12 protein-coding genes are annotated in these 13,615 nt (G+C 45.8%); 5 read left to right on the top strand and 7 right to left on the bottom strand.

Annotated features, from left to right (window positions below; genetic code table 11):
- Positions 1 to 38: 38 nt before the first annotated feature.
- Both IV64_RS09385 and IV64_RS09380 read left to right on the top strand, forming a co-directional pair.
- Entirely contained in the window at positions 39 to 1,307 is a 1,269-nt protein-coding gene (locus tag IV64_RS09385; protein WP_083491629.1) for an MFS transporter, read from the top strand.
- Positions 1,304 to 2,806, top strand: coding sequence for an FAD-dependent oxidoreductase (locus IV64_RS09380; RefSeq protein ID WP_057706984.1), 1,503 nt, complete (start codon positions 1,304 to 1,306; stop codon positions 2,804 to 2,806). The genes IV64_RS09385 and IV64_RS09380 overlap by 4 nt, the downstream gene beginning before the upstream one ends.
- 443 nt (positions 2,807 to 3,249) lie before the next feature.
- On the opposite strand, the gene IV64_RS09375 is transcribed toward IV64_RS09380, so the two are convergent.
- From IV64_RS09375 to IV64_RS09355, 6 genes are all read right to left on the bottom strand, one after another.
- A complete protein-coding gene (locus IV64_RS09375; RefSeq protein WP_057706983.1) occupies positions 3,250 to 4,212 on the bottom strand; it encodes an ROK family glucokinase in 963 nt (320 codons plus the stop codon).
- Between the two features lie 17 nt (positions 4,213 to 4,229).
- Entirely contained in the window at positions 4,230 to 4,451 is a 222-nt protein-coding gene (locus IV64_RS09370) for a YqgQ family protein (protein ID WP_057706982.1), read from the bottom strand.
- An 18-nt stretch (positions 4,452 to 4,469) separates the two neighbouring features.
- Complete coding sequence (locus IV64_RS09365) at positions 4,470 to 5,156, bottom strand: rhomboid family intramembrane serine protease (RefSeq protein WP_057706981.1); 687 nt, start codon at positions 5,154 to 5,156, stop codon at positions 4,470 to 4,472.
- Positions 5,143 to 5,709, bottom strand: a complete 567-nt coding sequence (locus tag IV64_RS09360) for a 5-formyltetrahydrofolate cyclo-ligase (RefSeq protein ID WP_057706980.1) — start codon at positions 5,707 to 5,709, stop codon at positions 5,143 to 5,145. The genes IV64_RS09365 and IV64_RS09360 overlap by 14 nt, the downstream gene beginning before the upstream one ends.
- A 141-nt stretch (positions 5,710 to 5,850) precedes the next feature.
- Positions 5,851 to 6,000, bottom strand: a complete 150-nt coding sequence (rpmG, locus tag IV64_RS14160; protein WP_003638573.1) for a 50S ribosomal protein L33 — start codon at positions 5,998 to 6,000, stop codon at positions 5,851 to 5,853.
- 126 nt (positions 6,001 to 6,126) lie between these two features.
- Positions 6,127 to 8,157, bottom strand: coding sequence for a peptidoglycan D,D-transpeptidase FtsI family protein (locus IV64_RS09355; RefSeq protein WP_057706979.1), 2,031 nt, complete (start codon positions 8,155 to 8,157; stop codon positions 6,127 to 6,129).
- A 783-nt stretch (positions 8,158 to 8,940) separates the two neighbouring features.
- Here IV64_RS09355 and IV64_RS09350 point away from each other — a divergent pair.
- Positions 8,941 to 11,580, top strand: coding sequence for a YfhO family protein (locus IV64_RS09350; RefSeq protein WP_057706978.1), 2,640 nt, complete (start codon positions 8,941 to 8,943; stop codon positions 11,578 to 11,580).
- A gap of 95 nt (positions 11,581 to 11,675) precedes the next feature.
- Here IV64_RS09350 and IV64_RS09345 read toward each other — a convergent pair whose 3' ends face one another.
- Positions 11,676 to 11,978 (bottom strand): HesB/YadR/YfhF family protein, encoded by a 303-nt coding sequence (locus IV64_RS09345; RefSeq protein WP_057706977.1) that lies wholly within the window; start codon positions 11,976 to 11,978, stop codon positions 11,676 to 11,678.
- Between the two features lie 184 nt (positions 11,979 to 12,162).
- On the opposite strand from IV64_RS09345, the gene IV64_RS09340 reads away from it, so the two are divergent.
- Positions 12,163 to 12,621: a LytTR family DNA-binding domain-containing protein gene (locus tag IV64_RS09340; RefSeq protein WP_057706976.1), complete on the top strand. Its 459-nt coding sequence runs from the start codon at positions 12,163 to 12,165 to the stop codon at positions 12,619 to 12,621.
- On the top strand, positions 12,618 to 13,325 hold the full coding sequence (locus tag IV64_RS09335; RefSeq protein WP_057706975.1) for a LiaF transmembrane domain-containing protein: 708 nt from the start codon (positions 12,618 to 12,620) through the stop codon (positions 13,323 to 13,325). Before IV64_RS09340 ends, IV64_RS09335 begins: the two co-directional genes overlap by 4 nt.
- Positions 13,326 to 13,615 lie beyond the last annotated feature (290 nt).

Here is a 13,615-nt window from a genome sequence, read left to right as displayed (position 1 = left end):
AAGGTGTAAGCAATAAGTAATTTAGATGGGGTGATTAAATGACTAATCAAAAATCGAATATTAGGCCTTGGATCGTGATGTTCTGCATCGGCCTAATTTCAGCAGCGTGTTTAGGTTCCAGCATGGTATTAATGGGGTCCTTCCTCGTGCCGTTAAGTCTATCGTTACATACTAGCGTTTCATTTTTATCGTATTACTACACCGTGATCGTTTTAGTGATGGCATTAATGATGCCGATTGTTCCTAAAATTCTTGCACGGACAAGCAGTCGGTTACTTTATACAGTTTCAAGTATTGCCATTGTTATCAGTTTATTATTGATGCCACATTTCACCAATGTTTGGTGGTTCTTCTTAATTGCAGTTGTCGTTGGAATTGCAGTCTCGTTTATGTCATTTGTCCCAGTTGGTATTTTGATCAATAACTGGTTCGCCGACAAAGCGGGGTTAGCAATCGGATTATGCTGGGCGATTACCTCAGTTTTTCAAGGCATCATGAGCCCAATTTTATCAGGGTTAATTGCCAACAATGGCTGGCAAAATACGTTGACACTCCTTGCTATCTTAGTTGCCGTCCTAAGTATTCCTTGTGCGCTGTTTGGCGTTAGCTTCTCACCCGAACAAGAAAATCGGCAACCATACGGCACTTTGCACGAGGAAGAGGCCACTTCAGAAACGGTCAAACCAGTCTCTAACCACGAGCTTTTCCATTCCGCCGCTTTCTGGATCTTACTCATTATGATTGTCTTACTTCAATTCCCAGCCGTTTTAAACCAGATGTTTCCAACCTACGCTGCCACATCCGGCTTCAACGGAACCGTTGGTGGATTAATGGTCACAGCAGCCATGTTATTTGATATTTTCTTGAACCCGCTAATTGGGTCAACTTGTGACAAATACGGTGCTGAACGTGCTAGCATGCTTTGGTTAGGCGTTGCCGTCATCTCAGATATCTTATTAATCATTGCCACTAACAGTCACGTTGCTAATTTAGCCATCTTCAGTGCCGGAATCAACGACGTCTTTTACGTTTATCTTGGTACTGGGATTACAACGATTGCAAGTGCGGCACTTGGCAAACGCGCCTTCTCCAAAGGATTCTCCTATGTTAGCTCGATTTCTTTCTTCATTGGTGCCTTTGCAATGCCTTTAAATAACTTCATTGCCGAAAAATTCGGCGGTTTCAACGCGGTCTACGTCTTCTTTGCCATTGTCACAGTAGTCATCATGGCATTAATTGCGCTACTTAGCAGAAACCATTTCAACACGTCAAAAACTAATTTAGATGAAAAGAAGGTTCTCTCATGAAAAAAACAAATTACGATATTATTATTGTCGGTGCCAGCAATGCTGGTGGGATGGCTGCAGCCAGTGCCGCTGAAAACGGTGCTAAGGTCTTAGTCATTGATAAGATGAAAAGTGCGGGTTATTTATACCGGGATACAATTGCTTCAATTCATAGTAAAGCCCAACAGAAAAAAAACGTCGACATTGATCGCAACGAACTGGTTAACTTTCTATCAACTTTTGCACAAGGCAACGTTGATGAACGCCTACTCTATACTTGGGTAGACCACAGCTCTGAAGCCGTTGACTGGTTGGATGACCAAGTCTTGCAACCACACGGCGCGTATATGCAATCAACTAGCGATGCCCACTATGAAACTGAACGCAACCACGCCTTCCCAACTGGCAACGAAGTCACCGCAGCAGACGGCGCCTACTGGGAAATGGGCTACGGTAACTGGGTCATTGAAAAGGACGAACAACTTGGCGTTGAATTTAGATGGCAAACCAAGCTTGAACACTTAGTCGTCAAAGATGGCCGTGTCGTTGGTGCCGTCGTCCGCGATACTAAAACGAATCAACAGACTACCATTTCCGCTAACAAAGGCGTTATTTTATGTACTGGTGGCTATGGCACCAACCAAGCTTTAATGCAAAAGTGGAACCCAGTTGGCTTAAAGACCAATATGTATTCCGATGGTCAACGTGATGACGGTTCGGGCCTAGTTGCTGCCCTCGAAGTTGGCGCCGCAAAAGATGAAGAACCAGCATCAATCGTCTTTAACCGTGCTGCGGTACCGGTTGGCACCAATGCAAAAGACTTTTACGAAATCGATATGACCCCACCCGACGATCCTGGTTACTTATGGTTAGGTTCATACCCAATGTTAAAGGTCAACTTGAACGGTCAACGTTTCTTCAACGAAAGCGCCCCTTATCAATTTCAGATGAACGCCGCTTCAAAGCAGCCTGGTTACCTCAGTGCCATGATTTGGACTGAAGCCACGATGACTGATAAATTCTTAAAACAATACCATACGCTTGGTTGCTCACGCTTAAACTTCCCCGGCATCTTTACTGGTGATGAAGCGCGCTCAGAAGTCCAAGACCGCCTTAAAGAAGGCTTAGTTCAAAAGGCTGATACGATTGAAGAATTAGCAGCCAAACTGAACTTACCCGTTAAGAACTTGGAAAATAGTGTCCAACAATATAACGCTAACGTCAAAGCCGGTAAAGACACCGACTTCGGTAAGGAAGCCTCACGGTTAGAACCCGTTGACCAAGCACCCTATTACGGTGCCATTGTGGGTGGTCGCTTACTTGCTACCCTGGATGGCTTACGGGTCACGACTAAGATGGAAGTGGTTAATACCGCTGACGACGTTATCCCTGGCCTCTACGCTGCTGGTAACTGCTCAGGTGGCTTCTTCTGGGGTTCTTACCCAGACCATGTTCCTGGCTTAACTGCTAGCCACGCCCTCACCTTTGGCCGCTTAGCTGGTCAATACGCTGCAGAATAATTAAAACGGAACTTTGAACATAAGTCCTTGAATTAAAAGCTGGTCATGAAAAATCTTCGGACTTTTCATGACCAGCTTTTTGATATTGTAAACAATTTTGAATATCACCCTGGACCACATTTCCAAAGAAAGTCTTTCTGCCGCCAGTACTAAACACAATTTTTCCGATATTAACGATCTAAATTTATTGAATGCTCGGAGGTTGCCACTGATAACATCGGTCGTGCAGGTGATGTTGGGGCGGCGTTTTCTTTGCCGACCTTACATCACGGACGGTCCGGGACAATTGTGTTTTTTGCAATTGTTCCGGGCGAGGGTTAAGACCGCTCCTCAGGCTTAACCCGGTCCCACGGCCGCGTGTTATCAGTGGCGACCGGACTAAGTATCTCTATGTACCAAAAAAGGCCCGGCATTCGCCGGACCTTTTCAATACGATTATATCTTTAAATAAAGCGTTGTGCTAATGAAGCAGCCCCAATCACACCAGCATCGTTACCTAAAACGGCTAGCTTCAAGATCGTGGTATTACGAACTGTTGGGAACGTAAATTGCTTGAAGTAACTTTCAACTTGCTTCAATAAGAAGTCACCGGCAGCGGAAACACCACCACCGATAATGATGAATGATGGGTTCATCGTGTTACCAACGTTAGCTAATGCTAAACCTAAGTAGTAAGAAACACGGTCAACCACGCTCTTTGCTAAGGTGTCGCCTTCTTTAGCTAAATCAAAGGTAATCTTTGAACTGATTTCTTCACCGTTGTCTAAGAGTTGTTTTAACTTAGAGCTACCAGAGAATTCTTCGGCCATGTCGCGAGCGACGTGAACCACACCAGTTGCGGAAGCGTATTGTTCCAAACAACCCTTCTTACCACAAGTACACATGTAGCCATTTGGTTCAACGGTAACGTGACCAATTTCACCGGCTGCACCAGCAGTTCCGTGTAACAAGTGGCCATCAGCGATGATCCCACCGCCGACACCAGTACCAAGTGTTACGAAGACAACGTCGTTACCGTTTTCGCCGGCACCCTTCCAACGTTCGCCTAAAGCAGCGACGTTAGCGTCATTATCCAACGTAAACTTGATGCCAGTGCCTTCTTCGATTTGTTTCTTAACTGGTTGTAAGGTCTTCCAGTTTAAGTTGTAGGCGCCAATAACGGTCCCTTTTTCCAAATCAACGGTCCCAGGAGTTCCCATCCCGATACCAACAAATTGAGAACGGTCCATCTTGTAAAGGTCGATGTGATGGTTAATTGAATCGATGATGTTAGGGACGATGTGTGCGCCCTCGTCTAAAATCGTGGTTTCAATACTCCATTTTTGTTGAATGTCACCATTTTCTGTTAAAATAGCGAATTTAGTCGTCGTACCACCAAGGTCGACCCCGATTAATTTGCGATCCATGTTGCCAAATCCCTCCATTAATGATGCGCGTCTTCTGCGCGCTCATGTTCTTCTTCTAGCCGGTGCTCATGACTCAATACGAGTTTTACGCGAGCGTACATTTTAGCATCGATAACTCCGGCCTGATATAAATGATCAATCTCAATGGCCATGAGTTCAATGTCCCAAATCCGCTTGCCAACGTAAACGTACACACCAAACTTTTTAAGTAATTGCTGGACGTCGTAAAGTGTTTTCATGTGCATATCCTCGATTAATTATACAGTTAATTTAGTATTTGTAAAACCCATTTTTAACAGTGCAAGCCATGCAATTACTAAGACAACGGTCGCTACGACGCGTTTAACATTAGAAATTTTTCCAATCCGCGGTACGCCAAGTGTGTAAGCGATTAAAAATCCACCAACTAGCCCACCGATGTGACCCCAGATATCAATCCCCGTGGAAAACATATCAAAGACCAGGTTCATGACCGTTAATAATAAAAACCGGCCGGATAATTGTCGAATAACTGGGTTCTCCCAGAAGGATTCACCAACCATTAAAAAGGCCCCAAATAAGGCGAAACACGCGGTACTTGCCCCAACCGACTGATTATTGGACAGCGCAAAGCTCAAAATATTACCGCTAATCCCACCAATGAAGTAAATAAGTAGCATTCGCCAGTGACCAAACATCGCTTCAATTTGAATCCCCATGAAGTAGATCACCACCGCGTTCAACGCAATGTGCGTTAGGCTCATGTGCAAAAACATCGGTGTGATGAAACGCCACCACTCCCCAGCAACGATCGCCTGATTGTTCTTAGCGCCCAGTGCGTTAAACAGCATGATGCCGCTGTCACCTAGCAGTAACCATTCAATTAAGAAGATTCCGACCGTGATGGCTAAAATAATCTGCGTCACCGCTGCTTCTGTTTGCCACCACCGTTTAATTGTGTTCATTATTATCATCCTTTGCAACGAGCAACTGGTCCAATAAAATATCAAACTCATCAACCGGCCACTCTGGATGATCAAAGACCATCTGGCGGTAAGCCAGTGTCAACTTTACCCCAGTAAAGTCAGCGAGATAACGATCATAGTAGCCACCACCAAATCCGATGCGAGCACACTCTGTGCGGCTATATCCCAGTCCTGGAACCAGGATCAGGTCAATGGCCTGCTTTGCAACGGGCGTCCCGTCAGCGGGCTCTAAGATGCCAAATTTCGTCCGGGTCAACTGACTAGCATCCGTATACGGATAAAAAGCCATCTGACGGTGTGGTAACGTTTTAGGAATAACGACCGTCTTGCCCTCATCCCACGCGCGCTTCACAAACGGTCGGGTATCAACTTCAATCGCACTACTAATTGTGATTGCAACGATTTGAGCTTGTTGCCATGCCGTGCTAGTAAATAATTGATTTTGTAAGGACAGATTCTGTGCAACTCGCTCTTCAGCCGTCATTTGACTTAGTCGCTGAATCTGTTGTTGTCGAAACGCTTTTTTCTCCACTTCTTACGCCCCCTGCATGATTGATGATATAAAAAAATCTCATTCATTAACATGCCGAATAAACATCCGGCAGTTGCCAACAAATGAGAAACCCATTGTCCAATGACAATGTTACAGAAAAAACAACAGGTAACCCCGTTGTTATTTTGTTTCGCGATGTAATGTCACTTTATGTTCACGAGGACAGTACTTCTTAAATTCAACCCGGTCAGGATTGTTCCGACGGTTCTTTGAAGATAAGTAGTTACGTTCGTGGCATTCAGTACATTCTAGTGTAATGTGTACCCGCATAGTGTTGACCCTCCAAACTCATTCGCGTATTCCAGGGCCAGAGCCCTTAACTCAAACTACTATATCATTAATGCATTAAAAATGCCAGTATCAATTAAGATACTGGCACTTTATCAGACAATTTTTTTACTTATTATAATACTTCCAGAAAGCTTTGTAGATTTGGGTGGCAGCCGTTGTATTAGCCGCCCCACCAGACATCCCTGGGAAGACGATGGCCATCGCGACCTTAGGATTCTTGAAAGGTGCGTAAGTGGCTAAACTCAACGTTTCCGTCGAAGTTGAACCGTGGAACGTTTCGGCAGTCCCAGACTTAGCTGCGACCGCTGGTGACAAGCTGGACAACGCGGAACCAGTCTTATAGGCACTGTTCCCGTGAACCACGTCCCAGTAACCTTGATGAACAACATCAAAGTATGAAGAAGGCACGTCAATCGTGTTTAAGACCCGTGGACTAACGTTGGTCTTGACCTTCCCTTGCGTCCCGTTAGCATTGGTCCCAGTAATGGCACCGACAACGTGTGGCGCGATTCGTCGACCACCATTGGCCATTGTAGAAATATATTGCGCCACTTGAATGGTCGTATAAGAATCGTAGTTCCCGTAGGACAAGTCAAGTGCTTTACCAATATTAGCCCGGTTAGCAATCCCTTGATACCCGGTTGCTTCACCTGGCAAGTCAATCCCAGTCTTAACTCCGAGACCAAATTCATTGAAGTAGCCCCGTAACTTCGAGAAGACTGATGCAGACATCGTTAACGCCTTCCCGGAAGCGTAGGAATAGTTACCTTCCTTCATAGCCAATTGCATCATGTACGAGTTGGAAGAAACTTCCATCGCCGTTGATGCATTCAACGCTAGGCTCGCACTACCGCTCTTGTTGAACCAGGAAGACTTAGAAGCCGTTCCGGCTAACTTAATTGGCGTATCGGTCAGCGTACTGTTCGTTGGTGTAATCACACCATCTTGTAAGGCACCCATGACGGTGGCACCCTTAACAACTGACCCCATAACGATTGATTGGTTAATCGTCCCGAGAGCATTTTCCGTCATCTTCCCGGTTGAAGTATCCCGGTCAACCCCGGCCAATGCGTAAATAGCACCGGTACTTGGGTTCATTACCACGGCATACCCACCAGACATGTAAGGATTAGATCCGGTATTAGAACTTACAACGGACTTCATAATGCTTTGAACTTGTTTTTGGAACTTCGCATTAACGGTCAACTGGATGTTATCACCCTTAGAACCGCCATACTTTTCAACTTCTTTTTGAATCACACCATCCTGAGTTTTAACCTCAGTCTGGGATTTGGTTCCGCGCAAGACATTTTCGTATTGCTTTTCAAGTTGACTTTGCCCAACTGAATCATCACGGGAATAGCCTTCAGCTAATAACGTCTTAACGTCATCACTTGGTAACCCTTGCTTTTCAGTCGTCACGGTCCCGAGTACACTACTCAAATCGGTCCCGTTTGGATAACTCCGCGTCCAACTCGTCCCAACTTTCACACCAGGCATTTCGGATTGGTGTTCACCGATTTGCGCTAGCTCCGTACTGCTTACACCCGTCGACTTGATGTTAACGGTTGATAATGAGTACGCCGAGTTCATCTTATAATAGATGGCTGCGGCTTTTTTCTGCTGCGGTGTGAAGTTATTGATCAAGTTCTTCTCCGCATAGGCCACTTCCCGCGCGTACACAACGTCTTCGTCGGATGAAGTTTTGACCTTCTTAGAGACAGCTTTCAAATTGCTAGCACTAGCTAAATAGTAGTCGGCTAGATTTCGGTCGGTTAAGGTATTCGTTGGAATATCCAAATACTCACTTAACTTGGTCGCAACCGAGTACATCTTAGTAGAAGCAACGTTTAGTCCCTTCGTGTATTGAATCGCTTGATGCGATTTATTCCCGACTAAGACCCGTCCGGCAGAATCATAGACCGACCCCCGCTGAACGTTAGCCGTCGCCGTCGTATTATTGGCGGAGTTAACTTCCGTCCGAAACTTTTGTCCGTAATCGACTTGCAAGTAAGCCAGCTGTCCAATCAACGCAGCAAACAGCAAAAAGACGATGAAGAACAAAAAGTTTAACCGAAACGGAATATGTGACTTATTAGGATCACGATTCGCAGTAATTTTCTTAAACAGTTTCAATTCTCAGGCTCCCGTTCTTAATTTGGTGAACTTTTCCTAAAATCCGCCAGATGTTACTAAATAATCCTAAACAATTGCGCTACCTATGCTATTTTAGCCTACGCGCTTTTACCAATCAATAGTTTACTATAAATCCTATTCTTTCGCATTCCTGGTGAAACAAATTTATAAGCATCTTTAAAAATACTTATCTCAACGTCTAATTAACGAATCGCTAGGACCATTAGCCGCTTGGCGTGCAGGACTAGTGTGCTATGGGGGACGGCCCCCGCAATATCAGTCGGCTGAGGACCACCGTCTGATATTGCCTTCACAACACACTAATCCTGCACGCCTTCGCTAAAACCTGTATAAAAACTGAATTTTAAATTTTTCCACGAAAAAAATGACTATCGTTAAATTTGCGAATATATAAGATGTTAGGGTATCTCGCACCCTAACCCATTGTTAGCACGGATCATGTCACTCCGGATTGAGTGCACATTGTCCGTTTGCCAAGCGGTCCCCGTCACTTTTGCTGACGAGGGACTTTTTTATTGTACGTAAAATTAATTTCATTATATGTCTATAACCATAACACAGGATCAACCCTACCTGAGCCTTTTTGACACCACGAATCGATATCATGCTTTTAAAACTGATTCTCTTTAGGATTAAACCTTTCATAATAAAGGCTTAATACCAGTAGGACGTTTCTTATGCTATCCTATACGGTAGACATAAAATAGTAGCTGCAAGTTTCACCTTCAGTTGCGAATTTCTAAAGAGATTGAGGTGGCATTTTTGAAAATCCGTCGTTTTTTCGACAAACGAACCTGGCCACTGTGGGTCAGTTTTTGGCTTCCACTGCTTATCATGACCGGCTATTTCATCTACCGGCACATGGCGCCCTTTGGTTCCAGCAGTCTGTTGACGGTCGACTTAGGTCAACAATACGTTGATTTGTTTGCCTATTTCCGGCACACCCTGTTACACGACCCCAGTGCGTTTTTCTATTCCTTCTCCAAAACCATTGGGGGTGAAATGGTCGGGGTCTGGGCTTATTACTTAATGAGTCCATTCAACTTAATTTATCTATTTTTCCCAGGCCAATCTATCACCACCGGGATTTTCCTCGTCACGGTCTTAAAGTACGGTTGTGCCGGCCTATCCTTTGCTTGGTTGCTAACCAAGACACACACGCAAAAGGGCTGGCTCGTGCCAACCTTCAGTACGGCTTACGCCATGATGGGCTGGATGATTGCCAACCAGTTAAACATGATCTGGTTAGATACCACGGCCATCCTGCCCCTCGTGATTTTAGGTCTCGAACGGCTCTTCAAAACCGGAAAGGTCCGTTACTTTGCCGGTTGGTTGGCCGTCATGCTGATTGACAACTACTATATGGGCTACATGGTTATTTTATTTAGTTGCCTCTACTGGCTATACGGTGCAACTAAGTATTGGCAAAATTTCAAGACGTTCTGTGTTCACGTCTTAAAATTCGCTTGGGGTGGCCTACTAGCGGTCGCACTCTCCGCTTGGATCTTACTGCCGACGCTCTGGGCCCTGATGCAGAGTAAAGCTAAGTATAACGTCACGAAGGTTCACTGGAAATTCGAGTACGCCCCGTGGAAAATGTTAGCTAAATTTGTCACCGGAACGTTTAACTTTGACCAGATGCCATCCGGCCAACCGAACTTCTACGTCGCTTGGCTCGCAATTTTTGCGTTCATCCTGTTCTTCTGCCGCCGTAAATTCCACTGGACAGTCAAAGTTAGCACCTTGCTAGTTACCGCCGTGCTAATCCTGTCCTTCTGTTACGAACCACTGGACTTACTCTGGCACGCCGACCAATTTCCTGTCTGGTACCCCTACCGATTCTCCTTTGTCTTCTGTTTCTGGATCGTTTGGATTGGCGCTCAGGCGCTAACGGATCGTCTGACTGTTAAATGGTGGCAAGGGACCATTATGCTGCTCTTGACGGCCGGCATATTCGGCACGGTTTACCTGAACATTAAACACGTGACTTACGTAACCCAAGCGAACTTGCTCATAACGATTGCCCTGGCCGCGGTCACTTTGATCTTTTTACTGGTGCCAAAACCACGGATTCAACTTTATCAGATCATTGCGTTACTAATTGTTGCGGTCGATATGTCGATTAACGCCGTCGCTTCCTTAAATAATTTGTCCTACGTTTCTCAAGACGAATTTGGAAACTACACCAAGGTCCTGGATCAAACGGTCAATCAAATAAAAGCTAGCAATTCTGGTTTTTACCGAATCGGTAAGACGTTCACCCGAACCAAGGATGACCCTATGCAGGCTGCGTATAACGGGGCCGACCACTTTAGTTCGACCTTTGAAAGCATTATTCCAAACTTCTTTGGCTCGATTGGTCAACCGGACGGCGACGGGGTCGTCGCTTACACCAACGGGACTTTGATCAGTGATTCGCTACTAGACATGCAATACTTTATGGACAAAAACGTCCCAACTTCACAAAAGAGTAATGCGGATTACCGGAGCTACATTCCGGTCACTAGTACGAAACCAGACTTACAAAACTATCAGAAATCATCAACTTTGAGCAATACAAAAATCAGCACGTACAAGAACCCCTACGCCCTCGGGTTAGGATTCGGTGCTTCTGATAACATTACTAAGCTGAAAGTTTCTAAAACGACTGGTGACCCGATTGCCCGTCAAGAATTAATTTATCAGACGCTAGCTAACCGCTCAACGAGTGGCTTAATTACCGCTGAAAACTTCGATCAGGTTATTTTCCAAAACGTCAAACGGGTCACTACCTTAACCGGTTCGGTCGTGAATAAGCAAAATCTAGCGAAAACTGGGTCAATTTACTTCAAGTTCACCCCACCAACGAATGATTCTTATTACATTACACTTGGTTCCAACTTAACAACGTCTAACGCCAGTTACTATATTAATGGTAAAGAACTCAAGCAGTACCCGACTTACCGGCATACCATTGCGGTCAATGTGGCAACTAATAGCAAGGGCAAGACGGTGACGTTTGGGATTCAAATGAAGAAAACGTCGTTGTGGTTGCAGAACTTCACACTCTACAAGCTAAATAACGCGCAATTTAAACAGTCCGCCAAAGTCTTACAACAAGAACCTTGGCACCTGACGCACCATTCGAGTCGGCAGTTACGCGGAACGATCAATATTAAGAAGGCGCACCAAGTCCTTATGACGACCATTCCTTACTCTAGAGGCTGGCACGCAACGGTTGATGGTAAGGCCGTGACGACTAACAAAGTCATCAATACCTTCGTTGCGGTACCGCTAAGTCAGGGTAAACATACTGTAACGTTGACTTACCGGCCACCAATGCTTCTCACTGGTAGTCTCATTTCCGGAGTCGCTGCCATTGGAACCGTCGCGTGGTTCACACTGAAACGACGTCGAGACTAATTAAGGCTTATAAGCAAAACACTAAAGGCGTCTCCCAAATGAATTTCATCTGGGAGACGCCTTTAGTGTTTAATTGCTGCTTTAACCGATTAAGCCTATTCCGCGTTTGGAATGTAATCATACTTAGGCCCGTCGTTATCGGGATCAAAATCGACGTTTAAGTCATAACCCTTAAAGAACCATTCATCCCGGTCATTGACGTAATAATTGACGCCATCTTTTTGGGCTTCGCCGATGGGGTTATGTGGCTGATCATCGCGCATTAAACCGATTGAAAAACCACTGTGAACGGCGGTCTTACCGTAAGTCTTACCAAAAAAGCGCACCCCATTACCGGTCGTTACACCCATATCATCATGAAACCATTTACTGGCCGCATCCGTAATCGTAATTTTCATGTTGCCACCTCACTCTGTAATCGTTTACAATCATTGTGCCCGTTTTATCCCCAGAACGCAACATTGCAACTCATTGAGCAAATCAGTTCTGACCACTTAGGACGTAAAATAAACCAGTTAGGCAATGTTGATTTACAACCTTTTAAAAATATGGTGTACTGATAACATCTTAGGAGGTGGTCCCGTGAAAGTCCGGGTCGTAACTGACAAAAATTCAACTGAACCCCGCCTGACCTTAACGATTCCGGAAGACTTTCCCCAACGGGAGCAACTGGTTGCCGCGTTGGCAAAAATTTCGCTGACGCCGGCTACGTTACCGGTTTCACAACACGGACAGGCCGTCGCATTACCATTAACCGCCATTATGTTCATCGAAGCGACCGGTCACAACGTTGCGGTCCACACACCCGATGCCGTTTACCGGGCTAGTGACTCCTTAACGGCAATTGCCACGACCCTACCAACTAACTTTCAACGGGTCTCAAAGTCTGCGGTCGTGAACGTGCAGCGCGTCTACTCGCTCACTAAGACCCTCACTGGTAACTTGCTAGCGTTTCAACAATCGCCGAAGCAGTTATACGTCTCGCGGCGCTACTACCGACCACTAAAACTCATCTTAGAACAAAAGGAGTCTTCACTATGAAACGAAATTGGTTTTGGGCCACTTTCTTAATCGTCAGTGCCGTCGTACTCGTGACGAGCCAACTCGGCTTGCTCACCGTCCACATCGGCTTTTGGGGTATTCTCTTCACCATCGTACTAGTCGCCGCACTCATTAGTAGCTTACGTTACTTAAACATGGCCGGTGCGGTGTTTGCCCTGGCCTTCCTAGCCATTCTCTATGCCCGCCCACTAGGAATCACTCAGCTGGTCCCGTGGACGATTCTGGGCGCTGCGCTGCTTCTCAGCATCGGACTGAGCTTGATCATTCGTCCGCGCTACTTTAAGCCCAAGAACTGGGAGTACTCGATGGATTGGAAGAAGCATCACCACCGCGACTCCCGCGGCACTATCAGCAACGCCAACGTTAAGCTCGACTTATCATTTGGTAATAGCATTCGTTACGTCCATACCGACCAGTTTAAGACGGCAGCCATCAACGTTTCCATGGCTGGTGCCAAGATTTACTTTGACGATGTCGAACTCGCCGGTCCAACCGCCGTGATCAATCTCGACCTCTCACTTGGTAGTATCGAGCTCTTCGTGCCAAGTACTTGGCAGTTACAAATGAACGTGACCAACAGTATGGGCCACATTGACACGGTCGGTCAGCCAACTAATGTCGGTCCCGTCGTATACGTGGACGGTAACCTCTCACTCGGGGAACTTAAGGTCATTTATATTTAACTAAAGCTTGAAAGCATTAAAATAAGATTCTTCATCGCTCCGCCGGACAGAATCAGTGGGCTGTGGGGTCGGCTACAGCCAGAGTACGGGCTTCGCCTCGCTTGTAAGCCTAAAGCCCAAGTCTTCCAAGACGTCCCGCCAGGCAACATGGCCGACACTGCCCACTGGTTCTGCCGGCTGCGCTAGGATTAGCTAAAAATAATCTAAATCAATTTTGACAAAAAAAACACCTTAGCTGGAGGTCGACCATGATAAATCTGCCGTGAAAGTGGCGTTGACCGGTGTACTTC

The organism is Lactiplantibacillus xiangfangensis (assembly GCF_001438845.1).
Lineage (GTDB): Bacteria > Bacillota > Bacilli > Lactobacillales > Lactobacillaceae > Lactiplantibacillus > Lactiplantibacillus xiangfangensis.
This window is presented reverse-complemented; position numbering and strand designations above follow the sequence as displayed.